Annotated in this window: 22 protein-coding genes; 13 read left to right on the top strand and 9 right to left on the bottom strand. The window is 72.9% G+C overall.

Annotated elements, in window-relative coordinates:
* Positions 1 to 73: 73 nt before the first annotated feature.
* Together ACVV2G_RS26925 and ACVV2G_RS26920 are read right to left on the bottom strand one after the other, a co-directional pair.
* Positions 74 to 1,765: a bifunctional 3'-5' exonuclease/DNA polymerase gene (locus ACVV2G_RS26925; protein ID WP_453845354.1), complete on the bottom strand. Its 1,692-nt coding sequence runs from the start codon at positions 1,763 to 1,765 to the stop codon at positions 74 to 76.
* 250 nt (positions 1,766 to 2,015) lie between these two features.
* Positions 2,016 to 2,768 carry a Clp protease N-terminal domain-containing protein gene (locus ACVV2G_RS26920; protein ID WP_453845353.1) on the bottom strand — a complete coding sequence of 251 codons (753 nt, stop codon included), beginning with the start codon at positions 2,766 to 2,768 and terminating at the stop codon, positions 2,016 to 2,018.
* 185 nt (positions 2,769 to 2,953) lie between these two features.
* Between ACVV2G_RS26920 and ACVV2G_RS26915 the strand changes: the two genes are divergently transcribed.
* Positions 2,954 to 4,093, top strand: coding sequence for a DUF2786 domain-containing protein (locus ACVV2G_RS26915; RefSeq protein ID WP_453845352.1), 1,140 nt, complete (start codon positions 2,954 to 2,956; stop codon positions 4,091 to 4,093).
* Positions 4,094 to 4,547: 454 nt separating this feature from the next.
* Here ACVV2G_RS26915 and ACVV2G_RS26910 read toward each other — a convergent pair whose 3' ends face one another.
* The 3 genes from ACVV2G_RS26910 to rpmB form a co-directional block, all read right to left on the bottom strand.
* Positions 4,548 to 5,081: a hypothetical protein gene (locus tag ACVV2G_RS26910; protein WP_453845351.1), complete on the bottom strand. Its 534-nt coding sequence runs from the start codon at positions 5,079 to 5,081 to the stop codon at positions 4,548 to 4,550.
* Positions 5,082 to 5,316: 235 nt separating this feature from the next.
* Entirely contained in the window at positions 5,317 to 5,622 is a 306-nt protein-coding gene (rpsN, locus tag ACVV2G_RS26905) for a 30S ribosomal protein S14 (protein ID WP_453845350.1), read from the bottom strand.
* The gene (rpmB, locus tag ACVV2G_RS26900) at positions 5,622 to 5,858 is read right to left on the bottom strand and encodes a 50S ribosomal protein L28 (protein WP_453845349.1); all 237 of its coding nucleotides are present in this window, start codon (positions 5,856 to 5,858) and stop codon (positions 5,622 to 5,624) included. Before rpmB ends, rpsN begins: the two co-directional genes overlap by 1 nt.
* 71 nt (positions 5,859 to 5,929) lie before the next feature.
* On the opposite strand from rpmB, the gene rpmG reads away from it, so the two are divergent.
* From rpmG to ACVV2G_RS26875, 5 genes are all read left to right on the top strand, one after another.
* Positions 5,930 to 6,094 (top strand): 50S ribosomal protein L33, encoded by a 165-nt coding sequence (gene rpmG, locus ACVV2G_RS26895; protein WP_453845348.1) that lies wholly within the window; start codon positions 5,930 to 5,932, stop codon positions 6,092 to 6,094.
* 7 nt (positions 6,095 to 6,101) lie between these two features.
* Positions 6,102 to 6,356 carry a type B 50S ribosomal protein L31 gene (locus ACVV2G_RS26890; protein ID WP_453845347.1) on the top strand — a complete coding sequence of 85 codons (255 nt, stop codon included), beginning with the start codon at positions 6,102 to 6,104 and terminating at the stop codon, positions 6,354 to 6,356.
* The gene (locus ACVV2G_RS26885; protein ID WP_453845346.1) at positions 6,353 to 7,654 is read left to right on the top strand and encodes a CobW family GTP-binding protein; all 1,302 of its coding nucleotides are present in this window, start codon (positions 6,353 to 6,355) and stop codon (positions 7,652 to 7,654) included. The genes ACVV2G_RS26890 and ACVV2G_RS26885 overlap by 4 nt, the downstream gene beginning before the upstream one ends.
* Before the next feature lie 4 nt (positions 7,655 to 7,658).
* The gene (rpsR, locus tag ACVV2G_RS26880) at positions 7,659 to 7,892 is read left to right on the top strand and encodes a 30S ribosomal protein S18 (RefSeq protein WP_453845345.1); all 234 of its coding nucleotides are present in this window, start codon (positions 7,659 to 7,661) and stop codon (positions 7,890 to 7,892) included.
* A gap of 394 nt (positions 7,893 to 8,286) precedes the next feature.
* Positions 8,287 to 8,556 carry a DUF397 domain-containing protein gene (locus ACVV2G_RS26875; protein WP_077799099.1) on the top strand — a complete coding sequence of 90 codons (270 nt, stop codon included), beginning with the start codon at positions 8,287 to 8,289 and terminating at the stop codon, positions 8,554 to 8,556.
* 42 nt (positions 8,557 to 8,598) lie between these two features.
* On the opposite strand, the gene ACVV2G_RS26870 is transcribed toward ACVV2G_RS26875, so the two are convergent.
* On the bottom strand, positions 8,599 to 9,120 hold the full coding sequence (locus ACVV2G_RS26870; protein ID WP_453845344.1) for an ATP-binding protein: 522 nt from the start codon (positions 9,118 to 9,120) through the stop codon (positions 8,599 to 8,601).
* Between the two features lie 356 nt (positions 9,121 to 9,476).
* Here ACVV2G_RS26870 and ACVV2G_RS26865 point away from each other — a divergent pair, with 356 nt between their 5' ends.
* The 5 genes from ACVV2G_RS26865 to ACVV2G_RS26845 all read left to right on the top strand — a co-directional run bounded on the left by ACVV2G_RS26865 (position 9,477) and on the right by ACVV2G_RS26845 (position 14,353).
* On the top strand, positions 9,477 to 10,301 hold the full coding sequence (locus tag ACVV2G_RS26865; protein WP_453845418.1) for a helix-turn-helix domain-containing protein: 825 nt from the start codon (positions 9,477 to 9,479) through the stop codon (positions 10,299 to 10,301).
* A 74-nt stretch (positions 10,302 to 10,375) separates the two neighbouring features.
* Entirely contained in the window at positions 10,376 to 11,836 is a 1,461-nt protein-coding gene (locus ACVV2G_RS26860; RefSeq protein WP_453845343.1) for an aldehyde dehydrogenase family protein, read from the top strand.
* 78 nt (positions 11,837 to 11,914) lie between these two features.
* Positions 11,915 to 12,556 carry a PadR family transcriptional regulator gene (locus ACVV2G_RS26855; protein WP_453845342.1) on the top strand — a complete coding sequence of 214 codons (642 nt, stop codon included), beginning with the start codon at positions 11,915 to 11,917 and terminating at the stop codon, positions 12,554 to 12,556.
* 76 nt (positions 12,557 to 12,632) lie between these two features.
* The gene (locus ACVV2G_RS26850) at positions 12,633 to 13,574 is read left to right on the top strand and encodes an ATP-binding cassette domain-containing protein (protein WP_453845341.1); all 942 of its coding nucleotides are present in this window, start codon (positions 12,633 to 12,635) and stop codon (positions 13,572 to 13,574) included.
* 50 nt (positions 13,575 to 13,624) lie between these two features.
* The gene (locus ACVV2G_RS26845) at positions 13,625 to 14,353 is read left to right on the top strand and encodes an ABC transporter permease (protein ID WP_453845417.1); all 729 of its coding nucleotides are present in this window, start codon (positions 13,625 to 13,627) and stop codon (positions 14,351 to 14,353) included.
* 17 nt (positions 14,354 to 14,370) lie between these two features.
* On the opposite strand, the gene gad is transcribed toward ACVV2G_RS26845, so the two are convergent.
* Complete coding sequence (gad, locus tag ACVV2G_RS26840) at positions 14,371 to 15,798, bottom strand: glutamate decarboxylase (RefSeq protein WP_453845340.1); 1,428 nt, start codon at positions 15,796 to 15,798, stop codon at positions 14,371 to 14,373.
* A gap of 99 nt (positions 15,799 to 15,897) precedes the next feature.
* Here gad and ACVV2G_RS26835 point away from each other — a divergent pair, with 99 nt between their 5' ends.
* Positions 15,898 to 16,659 carry a MerR family transcriptional regulator gene (locus ACVV2G_RS26835; RefSeq protein ID WP_453845339.1) on the top strand — a complete coding sequence of 254 codons (762 nt, stop codon included), beginning with the start codon at positions 15,898 to 15,900 and terminating at the stop codon, positions 16,657 to 16,659.
* On the opposite strand, the gene ACVV2G_RS26830 is transcribed toward ACVV2G_RS26835, so the two are convergent.
* On the bottom strand, positions 16,611 to 17,111 hold the full coding sequence (locus ACVV2G_RS26830; protein WP_453845338.1) for a YbjQ family protein: 501 nt from the start codon (positions 17,109 to 17,111) through the stop codon (positions 16,611 to 16,613). The genes ACVV2G_RS26835 and ACVV2G_RS26830 overlap by 49 nt on opposite strands.
* 136 nt (positions 17,112 to 17,247) lie before the next feature.
* On the opposite strand from ACVV2G_RS26830, the gene ACVV2G_RS26825 reads away from it, so the two are divergent.
* Complete coding sequence (locus ACVV2G_RS26825; RefSeq protein WP_453845337.1) at positions 17,248 to 18,186, top strand: DedA family protein; 939 nt, start codon at positions 17,248 to 17,250, stop codon at positions 18,184 to 18,186.
* A 95-nt stretch (positions 18,187 to 18,281) separates the two neighbouring features.
* Here ACVV2G_RS26825 and ACVV2G_RS26820 read toward each other — a convergent pair whose 3' ends face one another.
* Positions 18,282 to 19,994 carry a threonine/serine exporter family protein gene (locus tag ACVV2G_RS26820; RefSeq protein ID WP_453845336.1) on the bottom strand — a complete coding sequence of 571 codons (1,713 nt, stop codon included), beginning with the start codon at positions 19,992 to 19,994 and terminating at the stop codon, positions 18,282 to 18,284.
* Positions 19,995 to 20,035: the final 41 nt, after the last annotated feature.

The raw sequence follows: 20,035 nt of genomic DNA, 5'->3' as shown, positions 1-20,035 counted from the left end.
CGCTCCGACGGCGCCCCGCCCGGCCCTCCGCTGGCGGCCCGAGTGCGGCGCCCCGGTCCCGGAGCGCCCCCGATCACTTCGCGTCCGCGTAGCACTCCACGACCGCCGTGGTGAACGGGAACCGCACCGGTGTCCGGCCGAACGTCAGGCGGCCCGCCAGCTCCGCCGCGTCCCGGATCGCCGCGACGACGGCGTCGGTCTCCTCCCGGGGGCAGTGCACGATCACTTCGTCGTGCTGGAAGAAGACCAGCTCCGCCGCCTTGTCCGCGCAGGCCTGCCGCAGCGCGGCGAGCAGCAGCAGGGCCCAGTCGGCGGCGCTGCCCTGTACGACGAAGTTGCGGGCGAAGCGGCCCCGCGCGCGGGCGTCCGTGGAGGCGTAGCCGGGCACCCACTCCTGCGAGGGGCCCGGCACGTCGGAAGGGCCGTCCTGCGGCATGCCCGCCTCCTCGGCACCGTCGGCCGCTCCGGCCGCCGGCGGACAGGTGCGCCCCAGCCAGGTCCGCACCAGGCGTCCCTCCTCTCCCGCGCGGGCCGCGTCGTCGACGTACGCCACCGCGCGGGGGAAGCGGCGTCTGAGCGCGGCGAGGTTCCTCAGGCCGTCGCCGGAGGTCTGGCCGTAGACCGCGCCGAGTACGGCGAGTTTGGCCTGGTCGCGGTCGCCGGAGAAGGCGCGGTCGGACACCGACTGGTAGAGGTCGGTCTCGCGGCCGGCCACCTCCATCAGCCCGGGGTCCCGGGAGATCGCCGCCAGGACGCGCGGTTCCATCTGGTCGGCGTCGGCGACGACGAGCCGCCAGCCCGGGTCGGCGACGACGGCCCGCCGGATCACCTTGGGGATCTGCAGACCGCCCCCGCCGTTGGTCACCCAGCGTCCGGTGACGGTGCCGGCGGCCAGGAACTCGGGGCGGAACCGCCCGTCGCGCACCCAGTCCTGCAGCCAGGACCAGCCGTGGGCGACCCAGATGCGGTAGAGCCTCTTGTACTCGATCAGCGGCTGCACGGCCGGGTGGTCGACCGACTCGATCTCCCACCGGCGGGTGGAGCCGACCTTGATGCCGGCCTGCGCGAACGCCTTGACCACGTCCGCGGGCAGGTCGGGCCGCACCCGGCGGCCGAACGCCACGGACACCTCGTCGGCCAGCTCGGCCAGGCGGCGCGGCTCGCCCCCGCCCGCGTACCGCTCGCCGAGCAGGTCGTGCAGTACCTCGCGGTGCACGTCGGCCCGCCAGGGCAGCCCGGCGCGGTTCATCTCGGCGGCCACCAGCGTCCCCGCCGACTCGGCCGCCGTCAGCAGCCGCAGCCGGTCGGGGTGCGCGGACCGCTCGTGGCGTCGCTGCTGCTCGGCGTAGACGGACAGCAGGTCGGCGAGGGGCAGGTGGACGCCCCGCGGTTCGAAGAGCGGGGACTGCGCGCCCGGTGCGGCGGACCGCTGCGGCGGATCGGACGGTACGGGGCCGCCGCGCAACCGGGCGAGGGCCGCCGCGGCCGAGCGTGGCTCCCCGTACCGCCCCTCGTGACCGAGCAGGAGGTTCTCGGCGGCCTCCATGTCGTAGCACCGCTCTGCTCGCACTCCCGCGGCGAGGAGGTGCGGGTAGACCTCGGCGGTGGACCGCCACACCCAGCGTGCGGTCTCCGGCCGGGCCCGTACGGCCTGTGCCGGGCCGGGCTCGCGCAGCACCGGTCCGGCGGGCAGGCCGTCGGGACCGAGGGGGGCGACCTCCACGCCACCGTCCTCGGCCACGGCGAGCGCCCACCGGTCGGCCATGTCGCGAGTGTCGCAGCAGGGACTGACAACGGCCTCCGCTGCGACGGCCGGGGCGTCCGCCCTGCCCCACGTATCCCCACGCCGGGTGCCGGCCCTGGCCCGTGCCGTATCCGGAGCGTCCGCCCTGCCTCTGCCTCTGCCTCTGCCTCTGCCCCCGCCCTCGCCCGTGCCCCCGCCCTCGCCCGTGCCGTGGTGCCGGACGGCGGCCCCGTTCGTGTCATGGACGGGTCCTCAGCTCGTGGACGGGTCCTCAGCCCTGTCCCTCCCCGGGCTCCTTCTCCTCGGTCGCCGCCAGGAACTCCGCCAGCGCCTCGGTGACGTAACGCTCGGTGGCCTCCTTGCCGAGGCCGAGACCGCTGAGTACGCCCTCGCCGTGCTCGTGCTCCAGCAGGGCGAGCAGGAGGTGCTCGGTGCCGATGTAGTTGTGGCCGAGACGGAGGGCCTCGCGGAAGGTGAGTTCGAGGACCTTCTTGGCCGCGGGACCGTAGGGCACCAGGTCCGGAGCCTGCGCGGCGGCGGGCGGGAGCGCCGCGGACGCAGCCGTGCGGACCGCGTCGAGGGTCACGCCCTGCGCGGCGATGGCCTTGGCGGACAGGCTCTCGCGTTCGGTGATCAGGCCGAGGACGAGGTGCTCGGGCAGGCCCTCGGTGGCCCCGGCGGTCTTGGCCGCGTGGTGGGCCGCCATCACCACGTTGCGCGCGCGGACCGTGTAGCGGCTGAAGCCCTGGCTCGCGTCCAGGTCGGCGGACTCCTTCGGGACGAAGCGCTTCTGCGCCGCCTGCCGGGTCACGCCCATGCTCCTGCCGATGTCCGTCCAGGAAGCGCCCGAGCGCCGGGCCTGGTCCACGAAGTGGCCGATGAGGTGGTCGGCCACCTCGCCGAGGTGGTCGCCGGCGATCACGGCGTCCTGGAGCTGCTCCAGAGGCTCCGCGTGCGCCTTCTTGATCGCGGTGATGAGTTCGTCGAGACGTACGGAGGACGTGATGCTCGAGTTCGTCGCCATGTGTCAACCGTAGGTTGCGCACCTGGGGGTGTCAACCGTCGGTTGACAGACGCTTTTCCGCTCCGTGGGGAGCCTGCGGCCGTCCGGACGGCGCACCATGCGCGGCCGTCCCCGACGCGGGGTGGCGCGGTCTCCGCCGCATCCCACGGAGTGGGCCGGACCCGGGGGCGTGGCACCATCGCCGGGTGAGTACGCCCAGCACCGTCGACCGTGCCTTCGAGACCGCCCTGTACGACGCCGCCGACGACGCCCTCGACACCGCCGCCTCGCTGCTCGCGGCCGACCCCGGGGCGGACGCGGAGCTGGGCCGCCGCGGCGAGGAGTTCGTGGCCACGGCCTGGCGGCGCGGCTGGCAGCCGGCCGACCTCGTACGGATCGTGCGGCGGGAACGGGACGAGGTCCACGTACGGCTGGTCGCCGCGCTGATCCGCGCCCAGGCACCGCACGACCGTCCACGCGGCCCCCGCTGGGCGGCGCAGCTCGCCGGCGTACCGGACCAGGCGCCGCCCCGCACCGACCGCTTCTCGTACGCCACCGCCGTACTGGAGCTGTACCGACTGCTGCTGCGCCTGCCCGTGCTGGAGCCCCTGGAGGCGGGGGCGCCGGGGGAGACGGCCCGCACCGAGCCCCGGCCGGAGTCCCGTGCCCTCGCCCGCATCCGCGCGCTGCTCGCCAAGGCGGAGGCGACCGGGTACCCGCAGGAGGCGGAGGCGCTCAGTGCCAAGGCGCAGGAGCTGATGGCCCGGCACAGCATCGACGAGGCGCTGCTGTCCGCCCACGCGCCGTCGCCCGACGCGCCGGGCGCCTGCCGGATCGGGGTGGAGCCGCCGTACGAGCAGGCCAAGGCGGTGCTCCTGGACGCGGTGGCCGACGCGAACCACTGCCGGGCCGTGTGGAACGAACCCCTGGGCTTCTCCACCGTCGTCGGCTTCGAGGCCGACCTGGAGGTGGTCGAGCTGCTGTACACCTCGCTGCTGGTGCAGGCCGAGGCCGCGATGGCGAAGGCCGAAGCCGCCCAGCGTGCGGGCGGACGCAAGCGGACCAAGATCTTCCGGCAGTCCTTCCTCGCCGCGTACGCCCACCGCGCGGGCGCCCGGTTGAGGGCCGCGGCCGAAGCGGTCGCCGCCGAGACGGGTACGGCGGCCGGCGTGGACCTCCTCCCGGTCCTCGCCTCCCGCGAGGTCGCGGTCGCCGACCACCGTGAACGCATGTTCCCGGAGACGACCACGACCCGCTTGCGCGGTGCCGCCGACGCGGCGGGCTGGACGGAGGGCACCCGCGCGGCCGACCACGCCCGGGTCGAACACCGGCGTCCGCTGTCGTAGGCGTCGTCGGGCGTCCGGATCGCCTCTCGCGTACGACGTACGACAGGGCAGTCGCTCCCCGTGGGAGGAGGTGCGCCCCGGTCAGCCGTCGGCGCTCGGGAGGCCCCCGCCGTGGCGGCAGGCCCGGCGTCCTTCGCCGCCGGGTGCCGTACGACGGCCACGGGGAACGGTGAGGTGGCGGCGTCGTCCGGCAGGGCGAACCCCACCGGGCACACGGCGAGGCCGGCGGTGCCGGTGGAAGGCCCGGTGGTCTTCGGAGGCCCGGCGGGCTCGGCGGGTTCGGTTGTCTCGGTTGCCTCGGTTGCCTCGGTTGCCTCAGCTGTCCCGGCGGGCCCGGCTGTCCCGGCGGGCCCGGTTGCCTCAGCTGTCCCGGCGGGCCCGGCTGCCCCGCGGGCCCGGCTGCCCCGCGGGCCCGGTGGTGCGCACGGGGTACGTTCCTCCCCCGCGGCGCGGTTCAGGAGCCGAGACCGGCCGTCGGCAGACCGGGCGGCAGCGATCCGCCCTCCGACCTGGTGTACGTCTCCTCGCCGACGCCGCCCTGCCAGGTCACCTTGAGCGAGGTGCCGTCGACCGACTCGACCGTGCCGGTCGTCCGGTCGTCGCCGCCGGAGGTGCACTTGAGACGGATCGTCCGGGTGCCGGCGTCCTCGCCGGTGGTGCCGCTGCACACGGTCCCGCCGGTGGCGAAGAGGGCGGCCTTGTCGCCGTTGACCATCAGCGCGACCGCCCGACCGCCGGTGGTGGCCAGCCAGCTGCCTTCCAGTTCACCGGCGGCGGCCGGTGATCCGCCGGTGCCGCCCGGGTCCGCGCTCGCGGACTCGCGGGGCGCGGCCGAGGACGTGTCACCGCCCCCCGAACCGCTGCCTCCCGAACCGCTGCCTCCCGAACCGCCGCTGCCCGAACCGCCGCCGTCGGAGCCGCCGCCGTCGGTGCAGGCGGTCAGCGCCAGCGCGCCCATCAGGCCGACGACCACGGCCGCGGCCCGCACGGACCGCCGGGTCCGCGACCGCCGCACCGGCCCGCGCGGACCCGGCGTGCCGGCCGCCCCATCCGGACCGCCCGGACCGCCCGGACCGCCCGGACCGTCCGGAACGCCCGGCGCGGCCTCGCCCGAGGGGCGTTCGGCCGTACGCGTCGCGGTCGCCGTGCTTCCCGCAGTCACCAGTGTCACCGGAAGCTCCAAGCTGTAGCCGGACGGCCGTTCGGCCTCGGACAGCCGCAAGCTACCAGGACGACTTGCGCACCCCCGGGAGATGCCCGGCGTGCGCCTGCTCGCGCAGGTTCACCCGGGACAGCCCGAAGACGCGGAAGTACCCGCGCGGGCGCCCGTCGACCTGGTCGCGGTTGCGTACGCGCGTGGGGCCGGCGTCGCGGGGCTGTCCGCGCAGTTCCCGCTGGGCGGACAGCCGTTCGGCGTCCGTGGCGGACGGCCGGCGGATGATCTCCTTCAGCTCGGCCCGCCGCGCGGCGTACCGGGCGACGGTCTCCTGCCGCTGCTCGTTTTTCGCGATCTTGCTCTTCTTAGCCATCAGACCTTCACCCCCCGTGCGCGGACGCGCGCCACGGCCGCCTCGACGCCGATCGCGTCGACGGTCCTGATCGCCTTCGTGCTCAGCCGCAGCCGTACGTGCCGGCTCTCGCTCGGCAGCCAGTAGCGCTTGGTCTGGATGTTGGGGTCGAAGCGGCGGGAGGTCCGCCGGTGGGAGTGGGAGATGCGGTTGCCGAACCCCGGCCGGGTGCCGGTCAGCATGCAGTGGGCGGACACGGGTGACGTACCTCTCCTTCGGACCGGACGGCCCTGTTGGTAATGGAAGTCGTTTTCAGTAAAGTATCAGCATGGCACGCAACGAACTCCGCCCGGTCACCAGACTCCGGTCCACCGCCGGGACCGGTTTCACCTACGTCACCCGCAAGAACCGCCGCAACGACCCGGACCGGCTGACCCTGCGCAAGTACGACCCGGTCGCCGGCCGCCACGTCGACTTCCGAGAGGAGCGCTGACCCCGCCATGCGCAAGGGAATCCACCCGGAGTACCGGCCGGTCGTCTTCCGCGACCGGGCGGCCGGCTACGCCTTCCTCACCCGGTCGACCATGACCGGCGAGCGCACCGTCGAGTGGGAGGACGGCCACACCTACCCGGTCGTCGACGTCGAGATCTCGGACGTCAGCCACCCCTTCTACACCGGCACCGCCCGCGTCCTGGACACCGCCGGCCGCGTGGAGCGCTTCGAGCGGCGGTACGGAAAGCGGGACGGGGCATGAGCGGGCCGGACCGCCGGGCCCTGCCCGTGGCGATCGTCGGCGGCCTGCACGCCGACGCCCGCAGGGCGGCCGTGGCGCGGCTGCTGGCCGACGTGCCCGGCAGCGTCGTCCTCCACCACGACCTGGCGACGGCCGCCGCGGGAACGGTCGTGCGGACCGTGCGGGACGCCACCGGCGTCCTCTTCGCCGGAGAGGCGCCCCTCGTCAACGACTGCGCCTGCTGCGCCCTGCGCGAGGACCTCGTTCCCGAGCTGGCCCGGCTCGCGGACGCCGGGGGCACCCCGCTGGTGGTCGTGGAGCTGTGGGACTCGGTCGAGCCCAAGGCGATGGCGGAGGTGGTGACGGCCGGCGGCTTCACCGTCACCGGCGTGATCACCGCCGTGGACCCGGCCCTGGTGCTGCCGTATCTGGGCAACGGCGACGACCTCGCCGAGGGCGGCCTCGCCGCCGCGGCCACCGATCGGCGCACGGTCGCCGACACCTTCGCGCGGCAGCTGGAGTACGCCCCCGTCCTGGCCCTCGCCGACTCCCGGGAGGCGGACGGCGAGGACCGGGAGCTGCTGGCCCAGTTGCACCCGACGGCCCGCCGGGTGCCGATCGGCGACGGCGCCCCGGCCGGGGCCTCCCCCGAGACTCCGGAGTCCCCCACGTCCCCCACGTCCCCCACGGGGCCTCCCACGGTCTCCACGACGACGACCTCCACGACCCCCAAGGCCTCCGGCCCCTCCACACCCCCCACGCCTTTTGCACCCCCTACGCCCTCGGCGCTGGCGCGGGAGGCGCTCGCCGGCTTCGACGTGGAGGCCGCGGCCGCCGCCCAGCACCCGGCCTGTGCCCTGCTGCCCGCCGAGGCCGACGCGCACGGCGTCGCCACCCTCGTCTGGCGCCGGCGCCGCCCCTTCCACCCGGAGCGGCTGTACGCGGCGCTGGAGGACCTGACCTGTGCCGCCGCCCGCAGCCGGGGCCGGTTCTGGCTCGCCGACAGGGCGGACACCCTGCTGCACTGGGACGCCGCCGGCGGCGCGCTGTGCGTGGAGGGCGCGGGACCCTGGCTCGCGTCGCTCCCCGACGCCGCCTGGGACCTGGTCCCGCCCGTGCGCCGCGCGGCCGCCGCGCTGGACTGGCACCCCGAGCACGGCGACCGCTGCCAGCACCTGGTCTTCACGTCCCCCGGCCTCGACCGCGACGGCCTCGAACGGCTTCTGGAGTCCTGCCTGCTGACCGACGCCGAGTACGCCGCCGGGCGGGCCGCCTGGCAGCGGCTGCCCTCCGCCTTCGACCACCTCCTGGAGGTCTGACCCCGTGCCCCGCAAGAGCGACCGGAAGCCTCTCGGACGGCGGCCCAACCCGCTGGACCAAGCAGGAGTGACGTACATCGACTACAAGGACACCGATCTGCTGCGGAAGTTCGTCTCCGACCGCGGCAAGATCCGCAGCCGCCGCGTCACCCGTGTGACGGCCCAGCAGCAGCGGCAGCTGACCAGGGCGATCAAGAACGCGCGGGAGATGGCGCTGATGCCGTACTCCACGCGCTGACCCGGCGCCGCACGCCGCAACCGTCCGGCCTGTGCCCTGCTGCCCGCCGAGGCCGACGCGCACGGCGTCGCCACCCTCGTCTGGCACCGGCGCCGCCCCTCACCTCGGCCCCGCCCCGGGGGCCGCTCCGCCGAGCGGCCCCCGGGGCCGTCTGCCGTCGCATCCTGCTGCATGTCCTACGAACGCGTGGCCCTACCCGGGAACGGCTCCCCACGGGCGGGCGTCCAAGAGGGTAAGGGCTTTCGGTAGAGCACCCGTCGAGCTGTAACCGGGGGAACACCCCGCGTGCACGTGCATTTGCTCATGCACAAGCACGTGAACAGGGTTATGATCCGGATCAGTTGACCACTACATCAATGGCCACATCAGCCAGTGCACCACCGGGGAGCGACCTGTGGACCACGACGTGTACGACGTTGACGACGCGTCCGGCGTGTACAACGGCATGGCCGCCACGCAGCTGCACGACGTGGCCTGGCAGAAGAGCCGCCACAGCAATTCGCAGGGCTCCTGCGTGGAGTTCGCCCGGCTGCCCGACGGTGGCGTGGCCGTGCGCAACTCGCGTTTCCCCGACGGCCCCGCGCTCGTCTACACGCGCGCCGAGATCGAGGCCATGCTGCTGGGCGTCAAGGACGGCGAGTTCGACCACCTGATCGCGAGCTGACGGGCGGGGAACCGCGGCGCGCGAAGGCGCCGCGGCGCGTCCTCACCCGTAGGGCCCGTCCGGCAGGTCGCCGGACCGCTTGAGCCGGAACAGCGCCCAGACCACCTTGCCGTTGAGCGTCCCGGCGAGCGGGTGCCAGCCCCAGCCGTCGCTGAAGGAGTCGACGAGGAACAGGCCCCGGCCCGACTCCGCCGAGAAGTCGTCCGTGGCGCGGGCCACCGGGCTGTCGTGACTGGGGTCGCGCACCGCGCACACCAGCCGGTCGGTCCAGCGCATCAGGTGCAGCCGGACGGGGCCGTTGTGCTCCCCGTGCCGCGGGGTGTCGGCCGGCAGCGCGTGCCGCAGGGCGTTGGTGACGAGTTCGGAGACCACCAGGCAGATGTCGTCGAAGCGGTCGCCCGTCTCCCAGCCGTCGAGCGTCCTGCGGGTGAACCCCCTGGCCTCGCGCACCGCTTCGTACCGCGGTGGCAGGGCGCAGGAGGCAGCGTTGGAGACGGCCGCGGGGTCGAGTGGCGGAAGGCCCTGCCGTAACGGCTCGAGCATGGTCGATCCATTCGTCCCCATGCGAGGCACTCCCGGGAATTCGCGGTCGTAGCGATGCGGCGCGGTGGTGCGGGACCATGGTTTCGGATGCTCACCGCAGATGCAAGGGCAGATGCACGTGCACGTGACCGGAATGGACCTGCCCGTACCACTTGTTGGTCAAATTTTCCGTCATCTCCGGCCCCCCTGCGCCGGGTTCCCCGTCCACTTCCTGGTCGTTTCCCGAGTGGTCCTGCACGTTTCCTTCGGGTCGATTCCGTTTCCGTAACCGGGCGAGTACTGCTCGAAGTGTTTTAGTGGCAGACTTCGGCCCCTGAAGACGGTTGGGGAGGCTGGCGAACGTGAGCGCGGGAGAGCCCGGATCGGTGGTGCGGCGCATGCTGCTCGGATCTCAACTCAGGCGGCTGCGTGAGACGCGGGGGATCACGCGGGAGAAGGCGGGCTACTCGATCCGTGCCTCGGAGTCGAAGATCAGCCGGATGGAGCTGGGCCGGGTGAGTTTCAAGACGAGGGACGTCGAGGACCTGCTGACGCTGTACGGCATCACGGACGAGCAGGAGCGCACCTCCCTGCTCGCCCTGGCCAAGGAGGCCAACGTCGCCGGCTGGTGGCACAGCTACTCCGACGTGCTGCCCAGCTGGTTCCCCACTTACGTCGGCCTGGAGGGCGCCGCCTCGCTCATCCGGGTCTACGAGGTGCAGTTCGTGCACGGGCTCCTGCAGACCGAGGAGTACGCCCGCGCGGTCGTCCGGCGCGGCATGAAGGGCGCGAGCGAGGCGGACGTGGAGCGGCGGGTGGCGCTGCGCCTGGAGCGGCAGAAGCACCTCGTCGCGGAGACCGCCCCCGAGTTCCACATCGTCCTGGACGAGGCCGCGCTGCGCCGTCCGTACGGCGACCGCGCGGTGATGCGCGGACAGTTCCAGCACCTGATCGAGATGTCCCAGCGCCCCAACGTGCGGCTGCAGGTCATGCCGTTCGGCTTCGGCGGCCACTCCGGCGAGAGCGGCGCGTTCACGATCCTCGGCTTCCCCGAGTCCGACCTGTCGGACGTCGTGTACCTGGAACAGCTCACCAGCGCGCTGTACCTGGACAAGCGCGAGGACGTCACCCAGTACGAGACCGCGCTGAAGGAGCTCCAGCAGGACAGTCCGGGACCGGACGAGAGCCGGGACCTCCTGCGGGGGCTGCTTCAACTCATCTGATACATCAGTACGATGACGGACCATCAGGCGGTTCGCCGGCGGCGGCTGCGGCAGCTAGGGGATTGAGGGTTCACATGTCGTCGTACTTCACCGACCTCGCCCGGCAGTACATCGACGGCGAGTGGCGTCCGGGCACCGGCTCCTGGGACATCATCGACTTCAACCCGTACGACAACGAGAAGCTGGCCTCGATCACGATAGCCACGGTCGACGAGGTCGACGCCGCGTACCGGGCGGCCGAGCGGGCGCAGAAGCGGTGGGCGACGACGAACCCGTACGCCCGCCGCGCGGTGTTCGAGAAGGTGCTGCGCCTCGTGGAGGACCGCGAGGCGGAGATCAGCGAGGCGATCACCGCCGAGCTGGGCGGCACCCGCCTCAAGGCCGCCTTCGAGCTGCACCTCGCCAAGGAGTTCCTGCGCGAGGCGGTCCACCTGGCGCTCGCGCCCGAGGGCCGGATCATCCCCTCGCCGGTCGACGGCAAGGAGAACCGGGTCTACCGGGTGCCGGTCGGCGTCGTGGGCGTCGTCAGCCCCTTCAACTTCCCCTTCCTCCTCTCCCTGAAGTCGGTCGCCCCGGCCCTCGCCCTCGGCAACGGCGTCGTCCTCAAGCCGCACCAGAACACGCCGGTCGTCGGCGGCACCCTGGTGGCGAAGCTCTTCGAGGACGCGGGCCTGCCCGGCGGACTGCTCAACGTCGTGGTCACCGACATCGCGGAGATCGGCGACGCCTTCCTGGAGCACCCGGTCCCGAAGGTGATCTCCTTCACCGGGTCCGACAAGGTCGGCCGCCACGTCGCCACCGTCTGCGCCGCGCACTTCAAGCGCTCGGTCCTCGAACTCGGTGGCAACAGCGCCCTCGTGGTCCTCGACGACGCCGACGTCGACTACGCGGTCGACGCCGCCGTCTTCAGCCGCTTCGTCCACCAGGGCCAGGTCTGCATGGCCGCCAACCGCGTCCTGGTCGACCGCGCGGTGGCCGACGAGTTCACCGAGAAGTTCGTCGCCAAGGTCGGGAGCCTCAAGGCCGGCGACCCGGGCGACCCGGCGACCGTCATCGGCCCGGTGATCAACTCCTCGCAGGCGGACGCCCTGACGGGGGTCGTCGAGCAGGCCCTCGCCGAGGGCGCCACCGCCCTGCTGCGCGGCACGGCCACGGACAACCTCGTCACACCGTCGGTCCTCACCGGCCTGCCCGCCGACTCGGCGCTGCTCCGCCAGGAGGTCTTCGGCCCGGTCGCCTTCCTCGTCCCGTTCGACGGCGAGGAGGAGGCGGTGCGCCTCGTCAACGACACCCCGTACGGGCTGAGCGGGGCCGTGCACACCGGGAACATCGAGCGCGGCGTCACCTTCGCCCAGCAGATCGACACCGGCATGTTCCACGTGAACGACGGGACCGTGCACGACGAGCCGATCGTGCCCTTCGGCGGCGAGAAGCACTCCGGCATCGGACGCCTGAACGGCGACACCATGCTGGACGCCTTCACCACCCAGAAGTGGATCTCGGTGCAGCACGGGCGGAGCGGGTTCCCGTTCTGACCGCGTCACCGGGCGCCGGGCGGGCCGCCGGCGGGTGCGGGGCCCGGGCCGCGGGGGCGGCACCCTAACCTGGACCCCATGTCAGTGATCCGACTCCTGGTGCTCGGCGCGGTCCGCCAGCACGGGCGGGCCCACGGCTACCAGGTGCGCAACGACCTGGAGTACTGGGGCGCGCACGAGTGGTCCAACGCCAAGCCCGGCTCGATCTACCACGCGCTGAAGCAGATGGCCAAGCAGGGCCTGCTGCACGCGCACGAGATCGCCCCGTCGCCCGCCGGCGGCCCGCCGCGCACCGAGTACGAGATCACCGAGCAGGGCACCGAGGAGTACTTCGCCCTGCTGAGGGAGTCCCTCACCGCGTACGGCCAGAAGCCCGATGTGCTCTCGGCGGGGCTCGGCCTCATGGTCGACCTCGGGCGCGAGGAGGTGCTCGGCCTGCTCGAGGAGCGGATCCGGGCCATCCACCTGTGGCGCAAGTCCGTCACCGAGTACTACTCGCCCGAGGAGGGCCCCGGGCAGCTCGGCCACATCGGCGAGATCATGAACCTCTGGGTCCACTCGGCCGACACCGGCGCCGAGTGGACGCGCGCGCTCATCGAGCGCATCCGCGGTGGCGCGTACGTCTTCGCGGGGGAGGGCGAACCGTTCGTGGGCGTCCTGGGCGAGGGCGAGGAGAACCCGTACGCGACGGGGGAGCGCCATCCCGGGGACCGTCACTAATCAAGTTTGACTAAGAGTCCCGGAGGGCATATCTTCCCCGAGCAAGTAGTCAATTTTGACTAATCAAGGAGGGTCAGTGACCGACGCGGCGATCACCGTCGAAGAGGCACGCAAGGCGTACGGCGGCAGGCACGCGCTGGACGGACTCGACCTCACGGTCGCGCGGGGCACGGTGCACGGCGTCCTGGGTCCGAACGGCGCGGGCAAGACGACCCTGGTCCGCATCCTGTCCACCCTCCTGCGCCCCGACGCGGGCCGCGTCGAGGTGGCCGGCCACGACGTCGTCACCCGGGCGTACGCCGTACGGCTGCGCATCGGCCTGCTCGGCCAGCACGCGGCCCTCGACGAGGAACTCGGCGGCCGGCAGAACCTGGAGATGTTCGGCCGCCTCCACCACCTGGGCGCCCGGCGGGCACGCGCGCGTGCCGACGAACTGCTCGCGCGCTTCGACCTCACCGACACCGGCCGCAAACCGGTCAGTGCCTACAGCGGCGGCATGCGGCGCCGCCTGGACCTCGCCGCCTCCCTGATCACCGAACCGGAGGTGCTCTTCCTGGACGAACCGACCACGGGCCTCGACCCGCGCGGTAGCGCCGAGGTGTGGGACTCGGTCCGTTCCCTGGTCGGCGGCGGTACGACGGTCCTGCTCACCACCCAGTACCTGGAGGAGGCCGACCAGCTCGCCGACCGCATCTCGGTGGTCGACGCGGGCCGGGTCGTCGCCGACGGCACGGCGGACGAGCTGAAGGCCGCCACCGGCGGCGACCGCGTCGACGTCGTCCTGCGCGACGCCGGACAGCTGGGCGCCGCCCTCGCCCTGCTGCCGCTCACCGGCGTCCGCGTCGACGCCGACCGCCGGCTGCTCAGCGCGCCGGTCACCGACCGCATGGCGGCGCTCTCCGGCGTCGTACGGGCGCTGGAGGAGGGCGGTGTCGAGGCGGAGGACGTCGCCCTGCGCCGTCCGACCCTGGACGAGGTGTTCCTGCACCTCACCGACCGCACGAAGGAGGCCGTGTGAGCACGGGCACCGTGACACCCGCGACGTACGCCCTGACCGACTCCTGGACCATGACCCGGCGGGAGCTGGCCCGCTGGGCGCGGCAGCCCGTCGCGGTGGTCGTCAACCTGGTCTTCCCGGTGATGCTGCTGCTGATGTTCGGCTACCTGGTCGGCGGCGGCCGAGGCGTGAGCGGCGACTACGTCGACTACCTCGTCCCCGGGATGCTGGCCCTCACCATGGCCTTCGGCCTGGAGGGCACGATGATCGCCGTCACCCGGGACCTCGACAAGGGGGTCGTCGACCGCTTCCGCTCCCTGCCGATGACCAGCGGCGCGGTGCTGGTGGGCCGCTCGGCCGCCGACATGCTCCAGTCGGCGCTCGGCCTCGCGGTCCTGCTCGCCGTCGGGTACGCGCTCGGCTGGCGGGCCCAGGGCGGTCCCGCCGCCTTCCTGGGCGCCGTCGGTCTGCTGCTGCTCTTCCGCTTCGCGATGCTGTGGCTCGGCATCCACCTGGCCCTGGTGGCCGGGAGGCCGGAGCTGGTGCAGGCGGTGCAGATCCTGGTCTGGCCGGTCGGCTTCCTCTCCAACGCCTTCGCCACCCCCGACGCCATGCCGGGCTGGCTGGGCACGGCCGTGGAGTGGAACCCGATGTCCCAGACCGCCACCGCCGTCCGCGACCTGTTCGGCGGCCCCGGCGGCGAGCCCGGCCACGCGTGGGCGGCCCTCGCCTGGCCGCTGGCCCTGCTCGCGGTGTTCTTCCCCCTGGCGGTACGGAGGTTCGCGCGGCTCAGCCGTTGACCGGGCCCGCGTGCGGCCTAGTGGTGGAACCCGGTAGCCGCCCCCTTGTCCCCGGTCAGCGGGTGCGGCTGCCGCCGCAGCTCCGGCAGCAGCCGCTCCAGGTCCTCCACCAGCAGGTCGGCCATGTCGGCCGAGAACCCGTTGCGGCACACCACGCGCAGCACGGACAGGTCCTCGCGGTGCGGCGGGAACGTGTACGCGGGCACCAGCCAGCCGCCCTCCCGCAGCCGCCGGGAGACGTCGAACACGTCGTACGCCGTCACGTCGTCGGCCGTCGTGAAGGCGAACACCGGCAGCTCGTCACCGCGCGTCAGCAGCCGGAAGTCGCCGAGCGTCGCCACCCGCTCGGCGAGCCCCCGCGCGATGTCCCGCGACGCCTGCTGCACCGCGCGGTAGCCCTCGCGGCCCAGCCGCAGGAAGGTGTAGTACTGCGCGACCACCTGCGCGCCGGGCCGGGAGAAGTTCAGCGCGAACGTGGGCATGTCGCCGCCCAGGTAGTTGACCCGGAAGACCAGCTCCTCGGGCAGCGCGTCCGCGTCCCGCCACAGGGCCCAGCCGACGCCGGGGTAGACGAGGCCGTACTTGTGCCCCGAGGTGTTGATCGAGGCGACCCGCGGCAGCCGGAAGTCCCACACCAGGTCCTCGTCGAGGAAGGGCGCGACCATGGCACCGGAGGCCCCGTCCACGTGGACCGGGACGTCCAGCCCGGTTCGCTCCCGCAACGCGTCCAGCGCCGCGCACAGGTCGGCGACCGGCTCGTAGGAACCGTCGAACGTGGAGCCCAGGACGCCGACGACCCCGATCGTGTTCTCGTCGCACAGCTCGGCGGCGGCCTGCGGGTCCAGGTGGAAGCGGTCACCCTCCATCGGCACCTGCCGGGCCTCCACCTCCCAGAAGGTGCAGAACTTGTCCCAGCAGACCTGGACGTTCACGCCCATCACCAGATTGGGCCGCACGTCCTTGGCCGGATACCGGTCGGCGTTGCGCAGCGCCCACCGCCGCTTCAGCGCCATCCCGGCCAGCATGCACGCCTCGCTCGACCCGGTGGTCGAGCAGCCCACCACGGCCGACGGGTCGGGCGCGTGCCACAGGCCGGCGAGCATCGCCACGCAGCGCCGCTCCAGTTCGGCGGTGCGCGGGTACTCGTCCTTGTCGATCATGTTCTTGTCCCGGCACTCACCCATCAGCACCGCGGCCTGCGGCTCCATCCAGGTGGTGACGAAAGTGGCCAGGTTGAGGCGCGCGTTGCCGTCCAGCATCAGCTCGTCGTGGACCAGCCGGTACGCCGTCTCCGGGGGCAGCGGGGAGTCGGGGAGCCGATGGGCGGGCGGTGCCTCGGTCATGCCGCCGAGCGGGTTCGTCGCCCCGTGGAACGGGTTGACGGCGAGCCGGCGCCGGTGACCGGCGTCGTCGTGGGACGCGTGGGAGCCCTGGTGCAATGGCATGCGACCGACGGTAGGTCCGGGCCCCGGTCCCCGCACCCGGGCTTGCACCTCACGTCACGTGAGGCGGCAGCGTGGAGGGCGTCAGAGAAGGGAGCGGAAGTGAGCTACTCCGTGGGACAGGTGGCCGGCTTCGCCGGAGTGACGGTGCGAACCCTGCACCACTACGACGGCATCGGCCTGCTCGTACCCGGCGAGCGCAGCCACGCGGGCCACCGGCGCTACAACGACGCCGACCTCGACCGGCTGCAGCGGATCCTGTTCTACCGGGAGCTGGGCTTCCCGCTCGACGAGGTCGCCGCCCTGCTCGACGACCCGGACGCGGACCCGCGCGCGCACCTGCGCCGCCGGCACGAACTGCTGACCGCCCGGATCGAGAAGCTGGAGAAGATGGCGGCGGCCGTGGAGCAGGCCATGGAGGCACGCAGCATGGGCATCAACCTCACCCCCGAGGAGAAGTTCGAGGTCTTCGGCGACTTCGACCCCGGCCAGTACGAGGAGGAGGCCCGGGAACGCTGGGGCGGCACCGACGCCTACCGCCAGTCGCAGCGGAAGACCGCCTCGTACACCAAGGAGGACTGGCAGCGCATCCAGAACGAGGCCGACGAGCTGACCCGGCGCTTCGTCGCCCTGATGGAGGCCGGTGAGCCCGCCGACTCCGAGGAGGCCATGGACGCCGCCGAGGAGCACCGGCGGGGCATCAACCGCAACCACTACGACTGCGGGTACGAGATGCACACCTGCCTGGGCGAGATGTACGTCTCGGACGAGCGTTTCACGCGGAACATCGACGCCGCCAGGCCGGGCCTCGCCGCCTACCTGCGCGACGCGATCCTCGCCAACGCCGTCCGGCACACCCCCTGAGCGGTGGTCGTGGGACGGGGGGGCACCCCCGGGGAAGAAGAACGGAGGATCAGGGGGGGAAAACACCGTTGTTTTCTTCCCCCTTGCCCTCCCCTCCGTCCCACCCCCACCGCCGTCCCGTACGCGCACACCTCCGTGCCCACGTCCGCGGCCTCCGTCACGTCGAAGCGGGACGCCGGCACGGCGTTGGCCCCGCGCGCGTGCCTGCTCGACGAGCCGCTCCATCGCCTGGCTGCGGGCTCGACCAGCGTCTTGGTGAGCCCGCGCCGTTCACCGCCGACCACCGGCTTCAGCCCGGCGCCGATCTGGCTCCCCAGGTGCCGGGAGCGCACGGTCAGCCCGGAGACCTCTCCGAGCACCTCCTGCACGCGATGGCCCGGCGGGTCGTTCGTGGTCACGACGAGCACGTCGGGCCGAGGACCCTGTCCGCCGCCGTATCCTTCGATGCCCATGGTCCACAGGCTTCCCCGGGCCCGGCCACAGCGCACCCCGTGGCGCCCGGTGGAACCTGGAACCGTACGGCTGCGTTGATACGTTTGGGCAGCCAGTCCCAGCCCGCCTCCCCCCAGCAGCAGGAGCCACAATCCCGTGACCACCCTTGCGCTCGGCCCCGAGTGGCTCAGCCCGGACTATCTGATCGAGACCTTCGCTCTGCCGGGCATCCTGCTCATCGTCTTCGCCGAGTCCGGCCTCTTCGCGTTCCTGCCCGGCGACTCGCTGCTGTTCACCGCGGGCCTCTTCGTCGCCCAGGGCGAGTACATCAGCCAGCCCCTGTGGCTGGTGTGCACCCTGATCGTGCTGGCCGCCGTCATCGGCGACCAAGTGGGCTACATGATCGGAAAGTTCCTCGGACCCAAGCTCTTCAGCCGTCCCAACTCCAGGCTCTTCAAGAGGGAGAACCTGGACAAGGCCCACGAGTTCATGGAGAAGTACGGTCCCAAGGCGATCGTCCTGGCCCGCTTCGTGCCGATCGTGCGCACCTTCGCCCCCATCGTGGCGGGCGCCGGCCGCATGAAGTACCGCACCTTCCTCACCTACAACATCATCGGCGGTGTGGCCTGGGGATCGGGCGTCACCCTCGCGGGCTACTGGCTCGGCCAGATCGAGTTCATCCGGACGAACGTCGAGCCCATCCTCGTCCTGATCGTCGTGGTCTCGGTCGTCCCGATCGCCATCGAGTACCTGCGCGAGCGCGGCAAGAAGAAGCGCGCCGTCGCGACCGCGGTCCCCGCGGCCCAGCAGTACCAGCCGCAGCCCGCGTACCCGGTCATGGACGACGCCACGACCCAGCTCCGCCGCGTGGACCCGTACCAGCAGCCGCAGCCGCAGCCGCACCCGCAGCCGCAGCAGTACCAGCCGCAGCCGCAGCCCCCGTACCAGCAGCCCCCGTACCAGCAGCCGCAGCAGCCGTACGACCCGTCCTACGACCGGCAGCAGCCGTACGCCCAGCAGTACCCGCAGGGATACGGCCGGCCGCCCCACGGCGACCAGCAGGGCGGCCAGTACCCCTACCCCCAGGGGCGCTGACCCCCGCCCCCGGGGACGCGGGGAGCGGCGCGATCCGCCACGACGGGCCCGCGGTCGCCGGTGAACGGCGCCGTCCGGGCTCGTCGCCCCCGCCGCTAGAAGCCTCGCGTCCGCTTCGCCGCGCGCCTGCCGGCGGCACTCGCCGCCCCCGGCACCTTCAGGAACAGCCGCGAGATCTCCCCGCCGAGGTTGACCCCGATGGCGATGGCCATGGCGAGGGCCACCGCCGTCGACAGGTACACCAGCCCCCGGTCGACCTCGCTCTGCGCGATCGCCAGCAGTCCGAAGTACGTCGCCGAACCGGGCAGCAGCGGCCCGATCGCCGCGGTCGTGTACGGCAGCGCCGACGCGAACCGGTACCGGGACATGAGCTGCCCGAACAGGCCCACCAGCCCCGCCGCGGCGGCCGTGGACGCCACCGGCGAGATACCGCCGGCGTAGTGCATCGCGCCGTACACGACCCAGGCGACGCCCCCGTTCAGGGTCACCGCCAGCACGGTGGATCGTTCCTGCTGGAGCAGGACCGCGAAGGCCAGCGACAGCAGCATCGACGCGCCGATCTGGACGAGGGGCTCGTCGCCCGTGCCCAGTGCGGCGTCCGGGTTCAGCTCGGCGCCCAGCTGGACGCCGAAGTACAGCACCACCAGCACCCCGGCGACGATGCTGACGAAGAAGTACATGACCTCCAGCAGGCGCGCCGCGGCGGTGATGTAGAAGCCGGTCAGACCGTCCTGCACCCCCGCCACCAGCGCCCGCCCCGGCAGCAGCGCGAACAGTCCACCCGTGATGACCGCGGACGCCTTCACGTCCACGTGGACCAGCGTGAGCAGGATGCCCATCGCGGCCGGCGGCATCGCGGCCACCGCGAACTGGTAGAACTCCGGAAGCCCGCGCCCGGCGCACAGCCAGGCCAGCCGGTCGCCCAGCATCGAGCCGAGCATGGCCGCGACGAACACGGTCGGCCCACCGCCGACGAGCACCGACGCCGCGCCCGCGAGCAGTCCGCTCGCCGTGGTCAGCACCCAGGTGGGGTACGGGTGCCGGTTGCGGCGCATCTCCGCGAGGCGCCGGTAGGCCTCCTCCAGGGAGATGCTCGTGTCCGGGTCGCTGAGGTCGTCCACCAGGTGGAAGACGGCCGCGAGCCGCGTGTAGTCGGTGCCCCGGCGGCGTACCGTCCGCGACGCCGTCACCGGGTCCTCGACGAGGGAGGGCTGGTGGGAGATCGACAGCAGGGTGAAGGTGACGTTCGGCTCGCAGCGGTCCAGGCCGTAGGAGCGGCAGACCGCGAACATCGCCGCCTCCACGTCCTCGGCTCCCTCACCGCCCGCCAGCAGCAGCTCCCCGATACGCAGGGTCAGATCCAGTACGCGCGGCACCGCGGGGCCGGTGTCGTCGTCGTGCCGTTGCGCCGTCTCGGGCGCGGGCCGCTCGGCCACCGGCATGCGCAGCATCGCGCGCATCCGGTCCTGCCAGGGCGCGTCCTTGGTCAGGTTCACCAGCGGGATGCCGCTCGCCGGGGTGAGGGCGGTCGGCGCGGTCCAGGCGCTGTACGTGCTCGGCGTGCTGAACGCCGACCCCTCGGTGTCCACCGGGGCGGCCGGGGGCGCGTCCAGCCCCTCGGGCAGCGCGAACTCCGACGTCGTCTCGGCTTCCGTGCCGGTGTGCCGCGGGACGGCCAGGCCCTGCGGGATCTCGAACTCGGACGTCGTCGACGCATCGCCGTCGAGCGACGCGGTCACCGAGCCCGGCGGCCGGAAGGCACTGCGGGCCTCGTCCGACTGCGGCTTGCGGTCCTCCGCCTCCGTCACCTGCGCAACGCTCCCTGATCCGTACACACCCTCCTGCCTGT

The sequence above is a fragment of the Streptomyces sp. JK94 genome (assembly GCF_053613315.1).
The sequence above is the reverse complement of the archived record's forward strand: the minus strand, read 5'-3'. Positions and strand labels throughout refer to the sequence as shown.

Bases quoted from the DNA above. Each gene is read 5' to 3' on its own strand.
- ACVV2G_RS26925 (WP_453845354.1), bottom strand. From the start codon at position 1,765: ATGGCCGACCGGTGGGCGCTCGCCGTGGCCGAGGACGGTGGCGTGGAG.
- ACVV2G_RS26920 (WP_453845353.1), bottom strand. From the start codon at position 2,768: ATGGCGACGAACTCGAGCATCACGTCCTCCGTACGTCTCGACGAACTC.
- rpsN (WP_453845350.1), bottom strand. From the start codon at position 5,622: ATGGCTAAGAAGAGCAAGATCGCGAAAAACGAGCAGCGGCAGGAGACC.
- rpmG (WP_453845348.1), top strand. From the start codon at position 5,930: ATGGCACGCAACGAACTCCGCCCGGTCACCAGACTCCGGTCCACCGCC.
- ACVV2G_RS26890 (WP_453845347.1), top strand. From the start codon at position 6,102: ATGCGCAAGGGAATCCACCCGGAGTACCGGCCGGTCGTCTTCCGCGAC.
- ACVV2G_RS26885 (WP_453845346.1), top strand. From the start codon at position 6,353: ATGAGCGGGCCGGACCGCCGGGCCCTGCCCGTGGCGATCGTCGGCGGC.
- ACVV2G_RS26870 (WP_453845344.1), bottom strand. From the start codon at position 9,120: ATGGGGACGAATGGATCGACCATGCTCGAGCCGTTACGGCAGGGCCTT.
- ACVV2G_RS26865 (WP_453845418.1), top strand. From the start codon at position 9,477: ATGCTGCTCGGATCTCAACTCAGGCGGCTGCGTGAGACGCGGGGGATC.
- ACVV2G_RS26860 (WP_453845343.1), top strand. From the start codon at position 10,376: ATGTCGTCGTACTTCACCGACCTCGCCCGGCAGTACATCGACGGCGAG.
- ACVV2G_RS26855 (WP_453845342.1), top strand. From the start codon at position 11,915: ATGTCAGTGATCCGACTCCTGGTGCTCGGCGCGGTCCGCCAGCACGGG.
- ACVV2G_RS26845 (WP_453845417.1), top strand. From the start codon at position 13,625: ATGACCCGGCGGGAGCTGGCCCGCTGGGCGCGGCAGCCCGTCGCGGTG.
- gad (WP_453845340.1), bottom strand. From the start codon at position 15,798: ATGCCATTGCACCAGGGCTCCCACGCGTCCCACGACGACGCCGGTCAC.
- ACVV2G_RS26830 (WP_453845338.1), bottom strand. From the start codon at position 17,111: ATGGGCATCGAAGGATACGGCGGCGGACAGGGTCCTCGGCCCGACGTG.